The sequence below is a fragment of the Pontibacillus sp. HN14 genome, from assembly GCF_021129245.1.
Taxonomy (GTDB): domain Bacteria; phylum Bacillota; class Bacilli; order Bacillales; family BH030062; genus Pontibacillus.
This window is the reverse complement of the sequence record NZ_JAJOLR010000007.1, coordinates 93,356-114,775: the sequence shown is the minus strand read 5'-3', so window position 1 is coordinate 114,775 and position 21,420 is coordinate 93,356. Positions and strand designations below refer to the sequence as shown.

The 21,420-nt window shown below is 41.7% G+C and carries 14 protein-coding genes, 1 pseudogene and 1 riboswitch; of the genes and pseudogenes, 5 read left to right on the top strand and 10 right to left on the bottom strand.

Going from position 1 to position 21,420, the window contains the following annotated elements:
* Positions 1 to 84 precede the first annotated feature (84 nt).
* From LQ226_RS18190 to glgB, 6 genes are all read right to left on the bottom strand, one after another.
* Positions 85 to 1,998 (bottom strand): glycoside hydrolase family 13 protein, encoded by a 1,914-nt coding sequence (locus LQ226_RS18190; protein WP_231419469.1) that lies wholly within the window; start codon positions 1,996 to 1,998, stop codon positions 85 to 87.
* A gap of 24 nt (positions 1,999 to 2,022) precedes the next feature.
* Positions 2,023 to 4,464 (bottom strand): glycogen/starch/alpha-glucan phosphorylase, encoded by a 2,442-nt coding sequence (locus LQ226_RS18185; RefSeq protein ID WP_231419468.1) that lies wholly within the window; start codon positions 4,462 to 4,464, stop codon positions 2,023 to 2,025.
* Positions 4,465 to 4,488: 24 nt separating this feature from the next.
* Positions 4,489 to 5,928 (bottom strand): glycogen synthase GlgA, encoded by a 1,440-nt coding sequence (gene glgA, locus LQ226_RS18180; protein ID WP_231419467.1) that lies wholly within the window; start codon positions 5,926 to 5,928, stop codon positions 4,489 to 4,491.
* A gap of 77 nt (positions 5,929 to 6,005) precedes the next feature.
* Positions 6,006 to 7,112, bottom strand: coding sequence for a glucose-1-phosphate adenylyltransferase subunit GlgD (gene glgD, locus LQ226_RS18175; protein WP_231419466.1), 1,107 nt, complete (start codon positions 7,110 to 7,112; stop codon positions 6,006 to 6,008).
* 15 nt (positions 7,113 to 7,127) lie between these two features.
* Positions 7,128 to 8,288: a glucose-1-phosphate adenylyltransferase gene (locus tag LQ226_RS18170; RefSeq protein WP_231419465.1), complete on the bottom strand. Its 1,161-nt coding sequence runs from the start codon at positions 8,286 to 8,288 to the stop codon at positions 7,128 to 7,130.
* The gene (glgB, locus tag LQ226_RS18165; protein ID WP_231419560.1) at positions 8,285 to 10,180 is read right to left on the bottom strand and encodes a 1,4-alpha-glucan branching protein GlgB; all 1,896 of its coding nucleotides are present in this window, start codon (positions 10,178 to 10,180) and stop codon (positions 8,285 to 8,287) included. The genes LQ226_RS18170 and glgB overlap by 4 nt, the downstream gene beginning before the upstream one ends.
* 387 nt (positions 10,181 to 10,567) lie before the next feature.
* Here glgB and LQ226_RS18160 point away from each other — a divergent pair, with 387 nt between their 5' ends.
* A complete protein-coding gene (locus LQ226_RS18160) occupies positions 10,568 to 11,629 on the top strand; it encodes an NAD(P)/FAD-dependent oxidoreductase (RefSeq protein ID WP_231419464.1) in 1,062 nt (353 codons plus the stop codon).
* Between the two features lie 58 nt (positions 11,630 to 11,687).
* Here LQ226_RS18160 and LQ226_RS18155 read toward each other — a convergent pair whose 3' ends face one another.
* Positions 11,688 to 12,881 carry a class I SAM-dependent rRNA methyltransferase gene (locus tag LQ226_RS18155; RefSeq protein WP_231419559.1) on the bottom strand — a complete coding sequence of 398 codons (1,194 nt, stop codon included), beginning with the start codon at positions 12,879 to 12,881 and terminating at the stop codon, positions 11,688 to 11,690.
* Between the two features lie 183 nt (positions 12,882 to 13,064).
* Positions 13,065 to 13,166: riboswitch (purine riboswitch) on the top strand.
* A 94-nt stretch (positions 13,167 to 13,260) separates the two neighbouring features.
* On the opposite strand from LQ226_RS18155, the gene ade reads away from it, so the two are divergent.
* Positions 13,261 to 15,000, top strand: coding sequence for an adenine deaminase (ade, locus tag LQ226_RS18150; protein WP_231419463.1), 1,740 nt, complete (start codon positions 13,261 to 13,263; stop codon positions 14,998 to 15,000).
* 79 nt (positions 15,001 to 15,079) lie between these two features.
* Here the strand turns inward: ade and LQ226_RS18145 are convergent, their stop codons facing one another.
* Entirely contained in the window at positions 15,080 to 16,417 is a 1,338-nt protein-coding gene (locus tag LQ226_RS18145) for a dipeptidase (protein WP_231419462.1), read from the bottom strand.
* Positions 16,418 to 16,701: 284 nt separating this feature from the next.
* Between LQ226_RS18145 and desA the strand changes: the two genes are divergently transcribed.
* The 3 genes from desA (at position 16,702) to LQ226_RS18130 (ending at position 19,634) form a co-directional block, all read left to right on the top strand.
* Positions 16,702 to 17,754: a Delta(5) desaturase DesA gene (desA, locus tag LQ226_RS18140; RefSeq protein WP_231419461.1), complete on the top strand. Its 1,053-nt coding sequence runs from the start codon at positions 16,702 to 16,704 to the stop codon at positions 17,752 to 17,754.
* A gap of 147 nt (positions 17,755 to 17,901) precedes the next feature.
* On the top strand, positions 17,902 to 19,038 hold the full coding sequence (locus LQ226_RS18135) for a sensor histidine kinase (protein WP_231419460.1): 1,137 nt from the start codon (positions 17,902 to 17,904) through the stop codon (positions 19,036 to 19,038).
* Positions 19,035 to 19,634 (top strand): response regulator transcription factor, encoded by a 600-nt coding sequence (locus LQ226_RS18130; RefSeq protein ID WP_231419459.1) that lies wholly within the window; start codon positions 19,035 to 19,037, stop codon positions 19,632 to 19,634. Before LQ226_RS18135 ends, LQ226_RS18130 begins: the two co-directional genes overlap by 4 nt.
* 56 nt (positions 19,635 to 19,690) lie before the next feature.
* On the opposite strand, the gene LQ226_RS18125 is transcribed toward LQ226_RS18130, so the two are convergent.
* Both LQ226_RS18125 and LQ226_RS18120 read right to left on the bottom strand, forming a co-directional pair.
* Complete coding sequence (locus LQ226_RS18125; protein ID WP_231419458.1) at positions 19,691 to 20,125, bottom strand: universal stress protein; 435 nt, start codon at positions 20,123 to 20,125, stop codon at positions 19,691 to 19,693.
* A 200-nt stretch (positions 20,126 to 20,325) separates the two neighbouring features.
* Positions 20,326 to 21,363, bottom strand: a pseudogene (locus LQ226_RS18120) (DEAD/DEAH box helicase); the annotation flags it as partial.
* Positions 21,364 to 21,420 lie beyond the last annotated feature (57 nt).

Below are 21,420 nucleotides of genomic sequence, written 5' to 3'. Positions count from 1 at the left end.
TGAATGGCCTATTAGCGGCTTAGAAATTAAAAAAACGACCAGGTTGCCCTTCTGGTCGTTTTTCCATATTTATTAAACTATTTTTTAATGCAACCGCCGTAGCAGCATGCATTCACTTGGGGAAAGAACAAAGGATAATGTTCCATCTTGTGTTTTATAAACCGATTTTTCAATGATGTTTTGCCATCGTCCCTTTTGAGCTTTAAGGGTGATATCTTTTGTTTCACGTACGTTTCGATTAAACACAAACATCATCTGTTCATCTGCTACTTCCGCTCCGAATTCATCCACCCCATTTTCTATAGATCGAACAAACGTATAGACATCTGAATCCGCAGCATGTGAAATCCAGCTTCCTGTTCGAAGAGCCTGGTGTTCCTGTCTCATAGATCCTAGCATTTTGTACCAGTTCAGAAGGGTTTGATCCTCTTTGCCCCATGGATAGGGCTTCCGGTTATCAGGGTCCTCTCCTCCTGTTACACCTGCTTCGTCTCCATAATAGAGAGAAGGGATTCCCGGGAACGTATACATCCATAAACTTAATGCTTTAAGTTGTTCAGAAACAATCGATTCCCTCTCATCTTTTGAATGGGTCGGTAATGCCTCATCTAGTAACGTTTTGATGCGTTCTACATCGTGGCTTGAGAGCATGTTCATGACCGCATAGAAATATTCCTTAGGGTAATGTTCTCGCAATGTGACAAGACGAGTATGCAAGGTAAAGGCATCTATGTCTCCACGTATAAAATCAAGCATAAGGGCCCGCAAAGGATAATTCATGACAGAGTCTAAAACTCCTCCGAGGAAATAATCTCTGCGTTTCCCATAAGCGGTTTTATTTGAAGCATCTTCCCACACCTCTCCTAGCAGAACGCTGTCAGGCTCATGGTTTTTTAACTCCTTATAAATCATACGGATTAGGTCATCGGTTAACTCATCCGCTACATCCAGCCGCCAATGATTCATCCCCGAGCGTTGCCAGTTCTTAATAACGCTATTCTCGTCATGAACAAGAAACTGCTGATAACTTTCATCTTCTTTATTTACTGTTGGTAACGTTCCCACACCCCACCAGGCATCGTATTCATCCGGATACTGATGAAAGGTGTACCAGGAAAAGTAAGGGGACTCTTTTGATTGATAGGCTCCCACTGAGTTGTAGGTTCCTTTTTGATTAAAGTAAATGCTGTTACTACCTGTATGGCTGAACACACCATCTAGCATGATTTCAATTCCACGGGACTTAGCTTGAGTAATCAGTTCCTCAAAGTCTTCTTTCGTGCCTAACAGAGGATCAACCTTATGGTAGTCACCCGTATCATAACGGTGGTTACTCTCCGCTTCAAAAATCGGATTCAGGTAAATTACCGTTACACCAAGTGACTGGATATAATCGAGTTTTTCGATAATGCCCTGAAGATTTCCACCAAAGAAATCCCATCTGACCACCTCTCCACGCTCATTCCTGATATAGAACGGATCGTTTGACCAATGAGCATGAACTAGACTTGTTTTAGGAGCCTTCTTTAGATCAACCCCACCCGAAGCATGAAACCGGTCTGGAAAGATTTGATACATCGTTGCGTTCTTCCACCAATGGGGAGTATGATAAGCGGGATCGTAAACGGTTATTTGCCACGAGAGTGGATCCACATCGTATACCTTTCCCTCTCCGCTTTCTTCTGGATTCTTACATCCATAATAGAGGGAGCGATCTTCCGTCTCAATTTCAAAGAAGTACCAGACAAGCTGTGGCTCCTCTGGCATTGTAATCATAACTTCATATCCACTGTATTGATGTTCTTCCGTGTATAGATCCATTTCTTTAATATGTTCTTCGTTCGTTTTGTCAAAGATATAGTGAAGGTGTACGCGTGTGACGTGTTGGCGATGATGCACATCAATACTCAACTTAACCTGTGAGGATTTTGGTGCTGCCCCAAATGGGTCACGATAGGATGAATCGAAACTATTATGAAATATATCTAAATGTTTCATCTGGATTCCCCTCCCCCAAAAAACCTAGCCGTTTAACAGTTTAGCTCCACTCATGTTCCAAATTTCATTTGCATAATTTTCAATTGTATAATCACTTGAAAATCTACCAGAATGGGCTATGTTCATTAAACTCATTTCATTCCACTTCCGCCTGTTAGCATAATCATGACTGATCTCTTTTTGGGCCTCTACATAGCTGTTAAAATCTTTTAACAGAAAATACTCGTCATTGTTTGTAACAAGAGCATGATAAAGCTCATGAAATGTTGTGTCCCCTTTTGAAAATGGGCTATAGTGAAATAGCTGATCGACCACACGTCGAATCCGCTGATCCCCTTCGTACATTTCCTTCGCATCATACGCCCCTGTATGATAATAACTGAGCACTTCTTCAGAACTTAAGCCAAACGTGTAAATGGCATCGTTCCCAACCTCTTCATGAATTTCAACATTAGCGCCGTCCATCGTACCAAGCGTAATAGCTCCATTCATCATAAGTTTCATGTTTCCGGTTCCAGAAGCCTCTTTACTGGCCGTAGAAATCTGCTCACTCACATTTGTTGCTGGTATAATTTTCTCAGCTAATGACACCGAATAATCTTCCATGAAAACAACTTTAATCGTATCTTTCGTAACAGGGTCCTGATTCACGACTTCTGCAATCGTATTGATTAACTTTATAACTTTCTTAGCGAAATAATAACCAGGAGCAGCCTTGGCCCCAAAGATAAACGTCCGTGGCGTCATATCTATTCCTGGATTTGCTTTTAACTCATTATACAGATGCATAATATGAAGAGCATTGAGTAATTGACGCTTGTATCCATGAAGTCGTTTTATATGAACATCGAAAATGGAATTCGGATCAATTGAGATTCCGTGATCCTTCTCAATCCACTGAGCCAGATTTTCCTTATTATGTTGTTTGATGTGATGCAGTTCATCTAAGAATGCGCCATCTTCTCGATACGAGAGTAGCTGCTTCATCAAGCGGGGCTCACGTTTCCACTCTTCCCCTACTGTATTTGTAATCAATTCTGCTAGTGAAGGGTTCGCATGGAGCAGCCATCTGCGGTGCGTAATCCCGTTTGTTTTATTATTAAACCGTTCTGGAAAAGCCTCGTAAAAATGCTTCATCTCACGATTCTTTAAGATCTCAGTATGAAGTCTTGCGACCCCATTCACGCTATGGCTTCCCACAATGGATAAATGGGCCATCTTTACGTTCCCATCTGCAATGATTGCGAGCTTGGCAATTCGATCGAAGTCACCGGGGTCTTGCTCCCATAAGGATTGACAGAAACGTTCATTAATCTCTTCAATAATCATAAAGATTCGCGGCAATAATGTGCGTATGACCTCAACCGGCCAGGTCTCAAGCGCTTCGCTAAGAGTTGTATGATTGGTATAAGAAACGGAGGACTGCGTAATCGTCCATGCCTCTTCCCATCCTAATCCCTCCACGTCCATAAGAATCCTCATCAATTCAGGTACAATTAAAGCAGGATGAGTATCATTAATATGCAGCGCGATCCTTTTTGAAAAATCAGACCAAGGAAGGTCCAAATCCTTATACTTTTGAACGATATTTTGTAAACCAGCTGATACAAGGAAATACTCTTGCTTTAACCTAAGTTTCTTGCCTTCTTCATTCGAGTCATCCGGGTACAGAAATGACGTAATCTCTTCTAAATGACGCTGGTGCCCTATATAATTTCCATACGCCTGTTCAATTTGAGCCTTGGCCAATAAATCTTCTTCTGTTGGCTCAGCACTCCACAACCGAAGTGTATTTACGGCTTTTTCCTGATCCCCTACAACAGGAATGTCATAAGGAACCGCTCGTACTCTTTGACTGTTTTTATAAGTGAAATGGAGATCTCCATTTTTGTCTTCAACTGATTCAATTTCTCCACCAAATGACACTTCTATCGCTTCCTCTTCGCGCCTTACTTCCCATGCATAGCCGTCTTCTAGCCAATGATCAGGCAGTTCAACCTGATAACCGTTGACGAACCGCTGCGTAAACATCCCATTACGATATCGGAGTCCAACTCCATGTCCAGCTAAACCAAGAGAAGCTAAAGAATCCAGAAAACAAGCTGCCAATCGACCAAGTCCTCCATTACCAAGACCCGCATCTGCCTCAGACTCTTCAAGAATCGGCAACGTAAGACCAAGGTCTATAAGCCCTTCTTCTACTACATTTAATGCTCCCATATTTAATAGATTATTCCCTAATAAGCGCCCCATCAGGAACTCCATAGAGAAATAATAGACTTGTTTCTTACCTGCTGCTTGATAGGATTGCTCGGTTTCTTTCCATTTCTGAACGAGTCTTCCACGCACCATTTGACTCAATACGTGATAAGCATCTTGTTCGGTTGCCTGTTCAATCGTTTTACCGGTTTCGGATTCTAGATTCTTAGCAAATGCTTCTTTAAACTCTTCTTTACTGCTGAACATACTGGGATCCTCCATTCTGATGCTTTATGCGTAAATTTTTAGCATCGATTGATATAAGTCCATATATTGTTTCGCAGAGTTCTCCCAGGAATATTGGCTTTTCATGACGTTCTTAATAAGCTGTTTCCACGTTGCTTGGTCATGATAAATGTCAATGGCACGGCGAATCGTAAATAACATATCGTGAGCGTTAAAGTTCGTGAAGCTGAATCCATTCCCTTCGCCTGTTGCCTCATCAAAAGGATGAACGGTATCCACAAGACCACCCGTTTCCCTCACAATCGGAACCGTCAAGTAACGAAGAGCTAACAATTGTCCAATACCACAAGGCTCGAACCTTGATGGCATCAGGAATAGATCACTCCCGGCATACACTTGTCGTGACAGCTCTTCACTGAACGTGATGTTGGCTGAGATCTTGTCTGGATACTTGTGCTCAAACCACTGGAACATTTGTTCATAATACTGTTCACCGGTTCCTAATAACACAATTTGAACGTCTTCTTGACCCAATAGGTCATCTAAGATCCTGCCGATGAGGTCAAATCCTTTTTGCTCAACCAGTCGTGAAACAATACCAATCATCGGTATCGTCTGATCAACAGGCAGACCAAGCTTCTCTTGAAGCCACATTTTATTTTGAGCTTTCTTGATTAACGAACTACGATACGGGAAAGCGAGTGATTCATCTTTCATAGGGTTATAGTCTTGGAGGTTAATGCCATTGACAATGCCAGTAAGTCGGTGAGAATGTTTGCGAAGTACTTCATCTAGGTTTTCCCCATAATAAGGTGTTTGAATCTCTCTTGCGTAAGTTTCACTAACCGTTGTGATGGTATCCGCGAAATTTAAAGCCCCTTTCATAAAGCTAATGTTTCCGAAGAATTCAATGCCATCCACAGTCATGAAACGTTCATCAAGATCCATTAAATCATGAAGTACCGATTGCGGGAATATACCTTGATACTTAAGATTATGGATCGTGAAAACTGTTTTCATACCTTCAAATACAGGATCATCTTTATAGTGGGTGTGAAGGAAGAGTGGAATCAAGCCCGATTGCCAATCGTGGCAATGGAGAATTTCTGGCTTCCAGTCAAGTATTCGCACCATTTCCATCACTGCACGATTAAAGAAGACAAAACGCTCCGCTTCATCCTCATAGCCATAAAGATTAGACCTTTTGAAATAATATTCATTATCCAAAAAGTAAACCGGAATTCCTTCGTATTCTAAGTATTCAACCCCTGCATATTGCTGCCTCCATCCCAACTGGATAGTTAGGGTATCGATAAGGGTTAACTGATCTTTCCATTCTTCTTTCATTTCCTGATATTTAGGTAAGACTACTCGAACGTCAGCTCCCTGGTCTTTTAACGCAAGAGGCAAAGACCCTAACACATCAGCTAGTCCCCCAGATTTAATAAAGGGTGTGCACTCAGAACCAATCATCAATACGTTCACGTCGATCACTCCTCTTATAAGATATAGAAAATAATAAAAGGACTGCCAAAATGGAGTTTAGGCAGCCCCGCCTTTTCCTACATGGTTTTACGCTTTGCTACGACAAACGGCTTTTCTGGTGCTCCGATAAGTGTCTTCCCTTCAGAGATCGTACAATCCTTATCCAGGATAACATTCTCTAACACAGCTCCCTCTGCAATATCACACCTTTGCATAATGACAGAGTTCTTAATGACAGCACCTTTCCCGACCTTAACGCCCCTAAAAAGAATACTATCCTCTACATGGCCTTCGACGACGCACCCATTAGCTACTAGGGTGTTCTTTACATCTGACCCTTGCATATACTTGGACGGCGCTTCATTCTTCACTTTCGTTAATATAGGAGCTTCTTCCTTAAATAAACGGTCATGTTCTTCTGACTTTAATAGATTCGTACTGTTGCGATAGTAGCTCTCTACTGAATTCACAAGAGCATGGGCACCCTTATATTCGTAGGCATGAATATGAATGGCTGGTAAGCGATCTTTAATGGCATCGCGGAAAAAGTGAGAGTGACCATGAGCAATGGCTTTCTCAACTAAATCGTGCAGCAGGCTTTTCTTAATCAGAAACATTTCCATATAGACGTTAGGATTGTGATGCTCGTTATGAATGGCTTCTACTCGTTGATTCCCCTCAATATCTAACTTCTGCGCAAGCTGATACTCCGGGAGCATCTCAGACACACGTTTATAAATGACCGTAACATCAGCTTTTGTTTCCTTATGTTCTTTCAAGACCTCTTGAAAATCTATATTGCAAATGTGCTGTGAACCAGAAACGAGTATATAATCCGCAGACGTTCTGCGAATAAAGTCAATATTGTTATGAAAATGCTGGAGATCCCCTTTTGAAATATCTGTTGGATCATTCCAATCCGGAGGAAGGATGAATAAGCCTCCCCGCTTTCGGTCCAGATCCCACGCCTTCCCTTGTTCGAGATGGTCCATTAATGAACGATATTTCCGGCGAGCGAACACCGCAATGGATTCAATGCGTGAGTTCGTCATGTTTGAAACAGCAAAATCAATCATGCGGTAACGTCCACCAAATGGAACGGCTGCCCCACAGCGGAAATAAGTCAATTCATTCAGCATATCCTGTTCATGATCTAAATTAATAATACCTGCTATACGATCCATTTCATTTCCCCCTACTTAGTGAGTCGTTGCATAACTATTTGCCATAACGCTGCCTTCTTCAGCAACAAGGGTAATTTCACTACCTGGCGCTTTGTCCCCGATCACACAATTATCCTCAATAATGCTTCCCTCAGAAATAATAGCGCGGTGAATCTGTACATTACGACCAATCTTAACGTTTGGCATAATAACGGAATCCTTAACCATCGCTCCTTCACCTACATGAACACCGTAGAACAATATAGATGTATCGACTGTTCCATGAATTCGGCACCCTTCATTAATCAGTGCGTTTCGGACCGATGCCGTTGAAGAGAGGTACTGAGCCGGCTGGTTCGGATTCTTTGAATAGATTCGCCAAGCAGAATTATTCAAATCCAAATCAGGTGTCTCTTTTAATAAATCCATATTGGCTTCCCACAAACTATCGACTGTCCCCACGTCTTTCCAATATCCTTCAAACGTATAAGCTTTTAACTTCTTCTCATCTTCAAGTAAAGCGGGAATGATATCTTTTCCGAAGTCATGAGAGGAATCTGACTTCGCATCGTCGTTCGTCAAATACGTTTTCAACACGTCCCACTTGAATATATAAACTCCCATAGAAGCTAAGTTGCTCATAGGGTATGCAGGTTTCTCATCAAACTCAATGATGTCCCCGTTCTCTTTGGTATTCATAATTCCAAATCGACTTGCTTCTTCCCAAGGGACTTCAATGACCGAAATGGTAGCATCTGCGTCCTGTTCTTTGTGGTAATCAAGCATCAACGAATAATCCATTGTATAAATGTGATCGCCTGACAGAATCAACACATGTTCTGGGTCGTATTGGTGCAGGAATTTTAAGTTGCGATAAATCGCATTAGCAGTTCCTGTATACCACCCTCCACCTTCCGCTTGCATATAAGGAGGTAATACAGATACACCGCCATATTTCCTATCGAGATCCCATGACGATCCAATTCCGAGGTAATGGTTCAAGACGAGTGGTTCGTATTGTGTCAACACTCCAACCGTATCAATGCCTGAGTTCGTACAATTACTGAGAGGGAAATCAATAATTCGGTACTTTCCTCCGAAAAAGACAGCCGGTTTCGCCAAATCTTTTGTAAGAGATTTTAACCTTGTTCCCTGACCACCTGCTAACAACATCGCTACACATTCTTTGTTTTTCATGACTTGTCCTCCTTTAGTAAAGAAGTTCTCTTCAAGAAGCTTACTCCAAGTGGCGGAATGGTCATCGAGACATGTTGATCTTGACCCTGCCATGGTATGGAAATCGTTTCGAGGGTAGTGCCGTTTAATTGACCTGACCCACCAAAACGGACATCATCACTTGAGAATACCTCTTCATACATCCCAGATGCCGGAACGCCTACTTTATAATCGTGGTACACTACCGGCGTAAAATTACAGATCACAACGATTTGATCCTCACTTGAACGACCTTTACGAATAAATGAGACAACACTTTGCTCGTAATTGTTTGGATCTACCCATTCAAACCCATCTTCCTTATGATCAAGTTCCCATAATGCAGGGTGATCTTTATAGAGTTTATGAAGTTGGCTCATGTAGGTTTGAACAGAGGCATGGGCATCAAAGTTCAGCAACTCCCAATCAAGATCTTCAAGGTCTTTCCATTCATCGAATTGACCGAATTCCGCCCCCATAAATAATAGTTTCTTACCAGGGTGCGCATACATATAAGCTAAGAACGCCCGTAAGTTAGCGAACTTCTGCCAGTAGTCCCCGGGCATTTTATTGAGCAACGATTTCTTGCCATGAACCACTTCGTCATGAGAAATCGGCAACACAAAGTTCTCTGAGAAAGCATAAAACAAGGAAAACGTAATTAAGTTATGGTGATACTTTCTGTGAATAGGATCCATCTCCATGTATTTCAACATGTCGTTCATCCAGCCCATATTCCATTTATAATTAAACCCAAGACCTCCTACATAGGTCGGTGCACTGACTAAAGGCCAGGAAGTTGACTCTTCCGCCATCATTAGAACATTAGGGGTCTCTTCAAAAATGGCCTCATTCATCTTCTTAATAAATGAAACGGCTTCAAGATTTTCACTTCCCCCATATTCATTTGGCTCCCATTCGCCCTCTTCTTTACCAAAGCTTAGATAAAGCATACTAGCCACCGCATCTACGCGAAGACCGTCTAAATGATATTCCTTTAACCAGTAGATCGCGTTCGAAATGAGGAAGCTTTGAACTTCGTTACGTCCAAAATCAAACGTTAACGTTCCCCATTGCGATTTTTCAGCTTTTAGAGGGTCTTCATATTCATACAAAGGCTCCCCGTCGAACCTGCGTAAGCCATGCTGGTCCTTACAGAAATGGCCCGGAACCCAATCCAGGATGACCCCAAGCCCATTCTGATGACACTGGTCCACAAAATATTTAAAGTCATCAGGAGTACCATAACGTGACGTTACAGCAAAATAGCCTGTAGCCTGATATCCCCAAGATCGGTCAAAAGGGTGTTCCGTTATGGGAAGGAGCTCAATATGCGTGTAACCTAATTCCTTCACATAAGGGATCACCATGTCTGCATACTCCCGATATGTATAAAACACTTCAGGCTCAATATTTTTCCAAGATCCGAGATGAAGCTCGTAAATCGATATAGGTGATTCATAGAGATTGGTATTGTTTCGTTCATCCATCCATACTTGATCGTTCCAGTCATAACGATCTAATGGGTATAAAACAGAAGCTGTATTGGGGCGTAACTCGCTTGAGAAAGCATAGGGGTCTGCTTTCAATTGTAAATGGCCGTGAGGCGTTAGAATTTCATATTTATAAACGGTGCCTGGTGGTAAATCAGGAATGAAGGTAGACCACAGTCCATTTTCATTCAGCTTTTCCATAGGGTGTTGTCGTCCATCCCATTCATTAAATGTCCCGACTACGTTAACTTCTCTAGCATGTGGTGCCCAAACGGTAAACCGTACTCCGTCTTGCCCATTTTGTTGCTCTATATGAGCACCTAACAATTGATAGGCATAACGTAGATTTCCCTGGTGAAACAAATAGATATCGTGATCCATAGCTGTCGAAGTGACCAAACTACCACTCACCCTTTTCTCTCCGTGTAAGAGGATTTTGTATTTGTAAAACATCTTACAATCTATGCTTATTGTTATTATAGAATTCACCCAAGACCATTACAATTGATATTTATTAAAAATTTCTGAAAGTTTTGTCGAAAAATGTTTATTTTTATCACTATTAATAGAAATGCTATTAATTCTTATCAGAATTCACTTCACCTATGTAATTTAGCTCCCTCTATTCTTCCTTCTAATAAAATATTACAGTTACATTTCAATTTTCTGATACTTTTTGTAGTCTTCCTTTTTCGTTTTTGATACCCTTTAAAGGGGAAAGCGTTTTCTAGTAGGATAGTAGTGAATACGAATTGGTGGTGTTTCGTTATGAAAAGATTAGTCATAGTCGGGGGCGGCTATGGTGGGTTAAAAATCCTTCAAGATTTACTCGAAGGTGGTTTGCCAAAGGACGTCCATATTACAATGGTAGACCGCAACCCTTATCACTCCCTGAAAACTGAATTTTACGCCATAGCGGCGGGAACAAAAGCAGATAAAGAAGTTCGGATTGACTTCCCAGAACATGATCAAGTTGATTATGTATTTGGAGAGGTTATGGAGATCGATGTGCAGAATCAGAAAATCGTAGTGCGGGAACATGCTGAACCTGTTCCTTATGATGACCTTGTCATTGGACTAGGATGCGAGGATAACTATCATGGAGTTCAAGGAGCTCCTGAATATACACAAAGTGTCCAAACGTTTAAGAAAGCTCGAACAGCAGGATTTGAAGTAGGAAACCTACATGCACACGGGAAAGTTGCAGTGGTCGGAGCAGGACTAAGCGGAATTGAGGTAGCCTCTGAAATCCGTGAAAGCCGTCCCGATTTAAACATTCGACTATTAGACCGTGGGGAGACCGTCCTTCGTCCTTTTGACCCTAAAATTCAAGAGTACGTAGAAGATTGGTTTAAACGAAATGATGTAGAAGTGATTCACCATGCAAATGTAGAATACGTCGAGCGTGATGGCGTTTGTAACAACGGCATCTGCTTTATGAATGATGTGACGATCTGGACGGCAGGGGTTAGACCTAATCATCTGGTACGTGCCTTACCTTTTAAAAAAGACCAACAAGAAAAAGTCATTATCAACGATTACTATCAGGTACCGGAACAACCTAATGTGTACGTCGTCGGGGACTGTGCTTCATCCGATTATTCTCCAAGCGGCCAATTAGCCGGACAGCAAGGGGAGCACATTGCTGCCATTTTGTTAGCTCTCTATAACGGAAATGAACCAGATAAGCCAAAAGAAATAAAACTAAAAGGGTCTCTTGGTTCCTTAGGGAAATCAGATGGATTTGGAAACATGATGCAAAAACCAGTGACTGGTCTATTGCCTCGTCTTGCAAAGTCTGGAGTTCTGTGGCTCCATAGAAGACACTAAAAAACGCTTAGAGTGTGATAGGTACACTCTAAGCGTTTTTGTATAGAACCCTTTTTACTTATAATTTCTTAATAAACACGACCTTCAAGTAATCTCCGGCTTTATATTCTTTCGTCGTCACAAAATCTGACGGCAGTGTATATTGTTCTTCGATTTTGTAGCGATGGCCGGTTTCTTTAAAGGCCTTTTCAACGAACCCTTTAAACTTGCCCATTCCATAGCCACTATAATTTGTGGATGCGATGATTACGCCATTTTTTTCTGTAATAGCAATGGCTTGTTTGAGTAGGTCCTTGTAATCTTTTGCAGCACTGAAGCGATGCTTCTTTGAACGGGCGAAACTTGGAGGATCCAACACAACAAGGTCAAACGTTAGCTGCTTTTTTACCGCATATTTAAAGTACTCGAATACATCCATCACTTTAATATCATGAGCTTCGTAATCAATTCCATTAATGCTAAACTGCTCAACAGTCTTTGGATAACTTCTATTCGCTAAGTCAACGCTCGTCGTCTTTTGAGCCCCTCCAAGAGCCGCAAAAACAGAAAAAGCACCTGTGTAAGAGAACGTATTTAGTACCGTTTTTCCTTCTGCATAGCGATCACGGATGGCTTTACGTACGTCCCGTTGATCTAAGAATACCCCGGTCATTGGACCTTCATTCAAATGAACCGAGAACTGAACGCCATTTTCCTTCACCAACATCGGAAATTCTCCGCGCTCCCCTGTAACGAAATCATCATCGTCGATATATTTTCCACCTGTATTAAAACGTTTTTTCTCATAAATTCCCTTATACTCCACAAGATTCTGAAGAGCCTTCAGGATTTGGTTTTTGAAAGCATAAATGCCTTCACTATACCAGCTTAAGACATAAAAGGCTTCGTAGTAATCAATCGTCAGGCCACCAATGCCATCCCCTTCACCGTTAAATATACGAAAGGCTGTCGTGGACTCATCTTTAAAGAAGCCGCTTCGCTTTTGAAGGGCCGTACCAATTTTCTTCTCAAAGAACGATTGGTCCATTGATTCATCCTGTTGGCGCGTTACGACCCAGCCATACCCTTTATTTTGCTCGCCATAATAACCTCTTCCTATAAAACGACCACGTTCATCAATCAAATGAAGCGTTTGTCCTTCCTCGCTTAGGATATCAGCATTGATCAGAGCTTCCTTTTCAATTAAAGGAAAACCGTCTTTCATCTTCTTTGCATAGTCGTTTCTCACTTTTACTTTTATTTCGTTCTTCATCATCTCACCCAATCTGCTAGAAGTCCTGAACCTAGCTTATTAAAATTATGACGCTCTTACAGCCGTTTCATACCGATGTTTCCCATCTTATCAGAAGAAGGAGGGAATGGGTACAGTTCACGTCACATCCGCACAATTCCCGTTGACAAACATACAGCACGTTTACTAGAATATAGCTTAACTTAATACCGAATTTAGAACTTTCGTATAATCTTGGAGATAAGGTCCATAAGTTTCTACCAAACTACCGTAAATGGTTTGACTACGAGAGACATTAGATACGTGTATCCACTTCTAATGCTTTCTCTGTCAAACTCTAGCCTAAGCTAGAGTTTTTTTATTTCATTCTGTAAGGCATGACTATTGAGGAGGCAAAACAATGACACATAAAGAAACGATCACCAATCGAATTCAAACAGCTCATCACCAACAGGTCGCTGATCTCGTTATAAAGAACGCCCGCATTGTAGATGTATTTAACTTAGAAATCTTCGAAGAGGATGTGGCGATTACAGATGGACTCATTGTTGGGATCGGAGATTATAAAGGTAAAGAGGTAGTGGATGCAGAAGGTAAATACATCTGTCCAGGTTTCATTGATGGACATGTGCATATTGAATCCTCTATGTTACCCCCCTCCGAATTTGAGAAAGTGGTGCTGCCTCATGGGGTCACTTCCGTCATCACCGACCCCCACGAAATCGCAAATGTGGCTGGAACAGAAGGGTTAGACTTTATGATTAAAGATTCAGAGAATCTCACATTAGATGCCTATATGATGCTCCCTTCCTGTGTCCCCGCGACTCCTTTCGAACATGCCGGAGCTACGCTGTTAGCAGAGGACCTTCGCCCTTACTTAAAACATCCACGTGTCTTAGGGCTAGCAGAAGTGATGGATTATCCTTCTTTACAGCAATCAGCTTCTGACCTCCTTGATAAATTAACCATGCAGAAATCGATGAAAATAGACGGGCACCTCGCCGGGTTAGATACAAACGCGATTAATGTATACCGGGCAGCTGGAATCGATACCGACCATGAATGCAAGACTAGAGAAGAAGCACTCGAACGAGTGAAAAGAGGGATGTATGTCATGATTCGAGAAGGATCGGTCTCTAAGGACCTCTCCAACCTTATCCAAGCCGTCACCCCAAACAACGCGCACCGCTTTCTCTTTTGTACCGATGATAAACATATCGATGATTTGCTCGATGAAGGAAGCATTGATCACAACATACGCTTAGCCATCCAACACGGAATTGATCCGCTTCAAGCTATACAGATGGCTACATTAAACGCAGCACAATGTTACGGATTGTCCAATAAAGGAGCTATTGCACCAGGTTATAAAGCTGACTTTGTTTTACTAGACGACTTAACTACCATCACGATATCTGATGTATATAAAAACGGAAAACGGGTTATTGTTCAGGAGTCACAAGAAAAACCTTCCACTCTCTTAGCTCAACAGTTAACACAGAGTGTTACTGTGCCAGACCTATCAGGTCAGCACCTGCAAATTCCGATAAACTCTGCTGAGTTCGCCAATGTCATCGAGATCATTCCAAATAATTTAGTGACACGTAAATTACGTACAAACGTGAATACCGTCAATCATTCTTTTGAGCCATCAACAGAAAGGGACTTACTGAAAGTGGTCGTTGTAGAACGGCATCACGGAACGGGCCATATCGGGACAGGGATCGTAAAAGGGTTCAACCTATCATCTGGAGCCATTGCTACCACTATCGCGCATGACTCACACAATATCGTAGCCGTCGGTACCAATGACGAAGACCTTCTAACTGCCATTCACTCTTTACAAGACATAAATGGTGGGCTGGTTGTCGTAAAGGACGGGAAAGTTGAATCTTCTTTACGTTTAACTATAGGTGGACTCATGTCTACAGAAGCATCAGAGAGTGTTTATAAATCCTTAAAGGAAATGAAGCAATCCCTTCAAACGATTGGATTCCAAGGCCATTTCAACCCATTCTTAACATTGTCTTTCTTAACGTTACCCGTTATTCCCGCGTTAAAGATGACGGATATGGGGTTATTTGATGTAGAGACAGGGCAGCACATCCCAGTTCAATTTGCACACCCCCAGCCCTCTTAAAGCGTTACCGCTGGAGCACCCTCTATTTTCATAAAAAAGGCTCTTTCTGAAAACATACTTCAGAAAGAGCCTTTCTTTATTAAGATAAAGACTTTAAGTAATCCGTTACCGTCTCAATGCCTTTTGTAAAATTCTCTAAGTGTAAATGCTCGTTTGGAGCATGTAAATTTTCTGATGGCAAACCAAAGCCCATCATTACAACAGGCGAGCGTAATACTCTTGAGAAGACCTCTACAATGGGAATAGACCCGCCTTCTTTTGGAAATAGAGGCGCGACTCCATAAACCTTCTCATAAGCTGCGGCGGCCTTTTGAATCATTGGATTCTGAGAGTTAAGGGACACTGGTTTGGCTGTAATAAGCTTCTTTGTTTCAAGTGTCGCACCAAATGGTTTGTTAGCATCTAAATGATGTAACAGGGCTTCATATACCTCTTCTGGGTCTTGTTCCCCTACAAGACGGCAGCTTATTTTCGCATGAGCTTCACTTGGTACAATGGTTTTGAATCCTTCTTCATGAAACCCGCCCGCTAAACCGTTGATCTCAAGGGTTGGTCGAATGCCAGTGCGCTCTTGGAACGTAAATCCATCTTCTCCATAAAACGCTTCTAACCCTAACTCTTTCTTCGTTCCTTCTTCATCAAATGGAATGGAAGCTACTTCTTCTCTTAATTCCTCAGTAGGTTGCTCGACACCTTTATAAAACCCTTCTACTGCTACTTTTCCTTTATTGTCGTGAAGAGAATTCAATAGATCAACAAGACCATGAATCGCATTCGGTACGCCGCCTCCATATACACCGGAGTGAAGGTCGGTATTAGCCGTCTTCAAGTGTAGTTCCATCGCAAGAGCTCCTCGAAGCGAAGTACAAATGGCAGGCTGTCCTTTTTGAATAAAGGAGGTATCCGAAATTAATACGGCATCTGCCGCTAATTTCTCCTGATTCTGTTCAATAAACGGGGGTAGATTGGGACTGGCCATTTCTTCTTCTCCCTCAATACAGAACTTCACATTGACGGGGAGCTCACCATTTTCCTGCATAAGCTTTTCTACCGCTTTCACATGAATGTACAACTGACCTTTGTCATCCGTTGCCCCTCTGGCATAGAGCTTATCATCCCGTATCGTTGGCTCAAATGCAGGAGTTTCCCAAAGTTCCTCCGGGGAAGCCGGCTGAACATCATAGTGTCCATAGATTAAAACCGTAGGCTTTCCTTCAGCATGAAGCCAGTCCCCATAAACAATAGGGTGACCCTCTGTTTGAATAACCTCCAGATTCTCAATTCCTGCTTGGTCCAGTGAATCCTTTAACCATTCGGCTGCCTTCTGTACATCCTCTTTATGTTCAGGCATAGATGAAATGCTTGGGATCTTAAGAAACTCACTCAGTTCATTTATGTAACGTTGATTATGTTCCATTGTACGTCCTCCTTAAAAAGGTTGTTTTCCTATTATAACAAGAAATCGACTCCTTCTCCTTAATTGAATAGCCTGATCCGTCGAAACTTTTGTCATCTAATCCTTAGAAATGTGCATGATTTAAAACATTATACAAACCCTATTATAAATTGGGTTATATAGGAAGACGACCCATGATAAATGTCATATATCCCACCTGACGTTTATGTCTTATAAAGCGTTTACTGTTCCTTTATGATTATAAGAACAGTTCATTCAATAAGCTTTCCTGAAGGAGTTATCATATGGACCACAAAAAACAACAACAAGAATTAAAAAAGAGTGTTGCGGCTTTCGCAAAGCCCGATACAAACGCTGGTATTAAACAGATAATTAACACATTTGTTCCGTTTATTATAGTTTGGTATCTTGCATACCTTAGCCTTTCGATCTCCGTATGGGCAGCCATTCCACTCGCTATGGTAGCCGGTGGATTCGTCATACGTATCTTCATTATTTTTCACGACTGCACACACCAATCTTTCTTAAAAAACAAAAAAGCAAATCGTATTATAGGGACCATAGCTGGTATTATTACGCTGTTTCCATTTGAGAAATGGAAACGAGATCACAATATTCACCATGCTACGAGTGGAAACCTGGATAAACGAGGCACGGGCGATATCTGGGTACTCACAATAGAAGAATATAAAGAAGCATCGTTTAAAGAACGATTAGCCTATCGTTTATATCGTAATCCTCTAGTGATGTTTGGACTTGGGCCCCTTTATTTATTCCTGATTTCAAACCGCTTCAATCGTAAGGGAGCAAAGAAAAAAGAGCGTATGAACACGTATGTGACCAACGTTGCGATTGTTATTCTCTATTCTGTTATGATTTGGGCAATAGGCTGGCAAGCTTTTCTCATCATCAACCTTCCTATTCTTTATGTATCTGGTTTCCTTGGCATATGGTTATTCTATGTGCAGCACCAGTTTGAGGACTCCTATTATGAAGAGGATAGTGAGTGGGATTTTGTGAGAGCAGCCGTTGACGGGAGTTCTTATTACAAACTTCCAAAAGTCTTGCAATGGATTTCTGGTAACATTGGGTTCCACCATGTTCATCACTTAAGTCCGAGAGTTCCTAATTACAATTTAGAGAAAGCTCATGATGCTACACCGCCACTCGAGCATGCGACAACGATTACACTCAAAACGAGCCTTGAGTCTATCCGCTTCCGCCTTTATGATACAGAGAATAAAGGGTTTGTTAGCTTTAGAGAAGCAAAGTCACGCATCAAAGAGGCAAAAGAACCTTTACTTGGTCGAAAACGCCCTAGTTTACAAGAAAAATAAGAAACCAAGATCCCTGCCTCATTGGTTGGGATCTTTTTTATCTGGGTTTCTTGCTTCTATATAGACAGCCGTTCGTGACAAGAGAAAGGGAGGTGAGATATGCTTGAATCACTCCCAGATTAAATCGAGAAAGGAGGTCCATCTGTTATGCAAAACTGGTTTCACATCATCCCAAAGAATACAGGGCTTAGTACATATGTATGGATTATCTTTTGCCTTCTTCCCTTCTTCTTTATATTCAGATCTTCTTCTATGGCAGAGATACTATTCGGGTTTCTGATGATCGCCTTGTTCTTCGTGGCCTATTTGCGATCCTTCAACTCTGAAAGTGGATTCGCCTATGTGTGGGTGAGTATAGAAATTGTTATTAGTCTCATTATGACTTTATTGTTTGGTTACGTGTACTTCTCTTTATTCCTGGCATTCTTTATCGGGAATATCCAACATAAAGGAGGATTTCTTTCTTTATATATTGTCCACCTCACTACAACGTTAGCTGCTGCCACAACGGTTTATATCGCTCAAAACGAGTCTTTGTTCCCTCAGCTCCCTTTTATTATTATCACGATTATAGGAGTTATTTTACTCCCTTTTACTATTCGATACCGGAATCAACAACAGAAACTTGAGGGGCAATTAGAAGATGCAAATGAACGAATTTCACAGCTAATGGTCATTGAGGAAAGAGAACGAATTGCAAGAGATCTTCATGATACACTTGGCCAAAAACTTTCTCTCATAGGGCTTAAAAGTGACCTGGCAGGGAAACTGATCCGTGTAAAGCCGGACAATGCTGTTAAAGAAATTCAAGATATTAACCAAACGGCAAGAACCGCTCTAAAAGAAGTACGTGAAATGGTCTCAAATATGAGAGGATCTAAGCTTGATGACGAAATTTTTCGTGTTCAGCAAATTATTGAAGCGGCCGAAATGACCTTTTCGTTTGAAGGAAACCCTGAGCTTTCGCACACCCCATTATTAGTTGAAAACGTGCTTAGCATGTCTTTAAAAGAAGCGGCTACGAATATTGTTAAGCATAGCCAGGCTTCTAAATGCCACGTATCCATACACCAATCAAATGAAGACGTTGTAATTGAAGTACAGGACGATGGTGTTGGAATCTCTGATAAAATTGATTCGCTAAAAGGTCACGGCCTTCAAGGGATGAAAGAGCGGTTGGAATTTGTTAATGGCTCATTAGAGATCGACGGCACCAACGGCACGACACTTACCATACGGGTTCCAAACGTTGCTCACAAAACAGAAGAGGAGGGATCGATGTGATACGAATTGTCATTGCAGAAGACCAGCGCATGATGCTCGGAGCGCTTGGAGCGTTGTTAGATCTTGAAGATGGTATGGAAGTGGTAGGTCAGGCCAACAATGGAGAAGAGGCCTGCAGACTTGTTCGGGAGCAGAAGCCGGATGTGTGCATTATGGATATTGAGATGCCCGTTAAAACGGGTTTGGACGCTGCAGAGGAACTGAGAGATGAATCTTGTAAGATTATTATTCTCACGACTTTTGCTCGAGCAGGTTATTTTGAAAGAGCACAAAAAGCAAGGGTGAGCGGCTACCTATTAAAAGATAGTCCTAGTGAAGAACTGGCTACATCCATTAGAAGGATTATGGACGGCCAAAGAATCTTCGCCCCCGAACTTATTGACCTTGCTTACGGAAATGAAAATCCACTGACCGAACGAGAAAAGCAAGTGATGCAACTTATGGCCGATGGCAAGAACACTAAAGATATTTCAAGTGAACTGTATATTACACCAGGTACGGTACGTAACTATATTTCTGTCATTTTAGATAAGTTAGAAGTGAGCAATCGTATTGAAGCGATCTCTCGTTTTAAGGAAAAAGGTTGGTTCAAATAGAAAAGGCCCCTCCTATGACTAGGAGAGGCCTTTTCTTAATCCGATTCATTCCACACTTATTTCATGACGAGCACAGGACAAGTTGCGTGCTGAACGATGTTATTACTTACACTTCCAAGAATCATCTTCTTCACGTTACCAAATCCACGATTCCCTACGATAATTAAGTCCATATTACGCTCTTTCGCATAATCACAAATACGGTTTCCTGCGTTTTTCTCAACTTGTCCAACAATGACATCCGTGATAACCTCTACACCTTCTTCTTTCATTTCCTCTTTAAGGCGCTTCATATCGGTTCGGTATTGTTCGGCTAATTCGTTCCCGATACTTTTAGACATTTGGGCATTGGTGAAAGGTCCTGATGTTCGCACGACTGAAACAACATGTATTTCAGCATCCGGCGCGTCGGCGGCTTGGCTTTTTGCCTCTTGTAATGCCTGTTTACTCATTTCACTACCATCATATGCTACGAGGATTTTCTTACGCATGATCAACCCTCTCCTTTGTCATAGAGTGTGTGTTTATACTCTTATTTTAACATATTTTATCAGATTGTTCAGAGTAAATGATTTAGGTATGAGGCAATAAGAAGCCCTCAGAGTATGCTAAAAGAGAAAAAACGTTCAGGGAGATCCCCCTGAACGTTTCTATTCCACCATAATTAGACGTGTTTAATCTTTAATCGTTTTCCAATGCCTTTTTCAATCGCTGCAAACATTTGTTGATCTTTCGGTGCTACAAATGTAATGGCAACCCCATCATCACCTGCACGGCCCGTTCTGCCAATTCGGTGGATATAACTGTCTACATCCTGAGGGATATCGTAATTGTAGACATGCGTGACCCCCTCTACGTCTAAGCCACGTGATGCTACGTCTGTCGCTACTAACAATTGAACCTTAGCTTCTCGAAACTGCTCCATCACTTTTTCGCGTTTCTTTTGGGATAGGTCTCCGTGCAGTTCATCCACTTGATAGCCCATTGCTTTTAAATCTTCATAGAGTTTACTTACCCTTCTTTTCGTTCGACAGAATACAATGCCAAGGAAGGGCTGTGTTTCTTTAATCACTTTACGCAAGGCTTCTTGCTTCTTACGATCCGTCGTCTCAATCACAAACTGTTCGATTTCTTCTACCGTCCGTCCTTTTTCTTGAATTCGAACTTGTTTGGGATCTCGCATAAATTTATAGGCTAATTTATTAATATCAGATGGGAGAGTCGCTGAAAACAGAGCCATCTGTTTATGGGTTGGTGTTTGGCGAACAATCGTTTCAACATCTTCAAAGAAGCCGAAATGAAGCATTTGATCTGCCTCATCCAACACAAGGAAGGATACATTCGACAGATCAATGGTCTCTCGGCGCATATGATCCAACAAGCGTCCTGGTGTTCCAATGACCACTTGTGTTTTATCTAGTTTTTTTACTTGCTGTTGTACATCCTTTCCTCCGTAGACAGCAAGCACATTCACTTCTTCAGAAAGCCTCTCTAACTCGGCTGTAAGCTGAAGCGCCAACTCTCTTGTAGGCGCCACTATAAGTGCCTGTATGGCAGGATTCTTCACGTCGATTCTTTCAAGGAGTGGTAATAAAAAGCCAAACGTTTTCCCTGACCCGGTTTGAGCTTGGGCAATGACGTCCTTCCCTTCGAGTAATAAAGGAATGACTTCATCTTGAATGGGTGTTGGAGTAGTAATCCCCATTTCTTTCAATCGGGTTATACTCATTTCTTGTAAATTTAATTGGTTAAAACTATTCAAAGGCGTATCCTCTTTCTTTTTTTA

What these genes read in the sequence shown, in the direction of transcription:
- LQ226_RS18190 (WP_231419469.1), bottom strand. Translation starts at nt 1,998, where the DNA reads ATGAAACATTTAGATATATTTCATAATAGTTTCGATTCATCCTATCGT.
- LQ226_RS18185 (WP_231419468.1), bottom strand. Translation starts at nt 4,464, where the DNA reads ATGTTCAGCAGTAAAGAAGAGTTTAAAGAAGCATTTGCTAAGAATCTA.
- glgD (WP_231419466.1), bottom strand. Translation starts at nt 7,112, where the DNA reads ATGGATCGTATAGCAGGTATTATTAATTTAGATCATGAACAGGATATG.
- LQ226_RS18170 (WP_231419465.1), bottom strand. Translation starts at nt 8,288, where the DNA reads ATGAAAAACAAAGAATGTGTAGCGATGTTGTTAGCAGGTGGTCAGGGA.
- glgB (WP_231419560.1), bottom strand. Translation starts at nt 10,180, where the DNA reads ATGGATCACGATATCTATTTGTTTCACCAGGGAAATCTACGTTATGCC.
- LQ226_RS18160 (WP_231419464.1), top strand. Translation starts at nt 10,568, where the DNA reads ATGAAAAGATTAGTCATAGTCGGGGGCGGCTATGGTGGGTTAAAAATC.
- LQ226_RS18155 (WP_231419559.1), bottom strand. Translation starts at nt 12,881, where the DNA reads ATGAAGAACGAAATAAAAGTAAAAGTGAGAAACGACTATGCAAAGAAG.
- ade (WP_231419463.1), top strand. Translation starts at nt 13,261, where the DNA reads ATGACACATAAAGAAACGATCACCAATCGAATTCAAACAGCTCATCAC.
- LQ226_RS18145 (WP_231419462.1), bottom strand. Translation starts at nt 16,417, where the DNA reads ATGGAACATAATCAACGTTACATAAATGAACTGAGTGAGTTTCTTAAG.
- desA (WP_231419461.1), top strand. Translation starts at nt 16,702, where the DNA reads ATGGACCACAAAAAACAACAACAAGAATTAAAAAAGAGTGTTGCGGCT.
- LQ226_RS18135 (WP_231419460.1), top strand. Translation starts at nt 17,902, where the DNA reads ATGCAAAACTGGTTTCACATCATCCCAAAGAATACAGGGCTTAGTACA.
- LQ226_RS18125 (WP_231419458.1), bottom strand. Translation starts at nt 20,125, where the DNA reads ATGCGTAAGAAAATCCTCGTAGCATATGATGGTAGTGAAATGAGTAAA.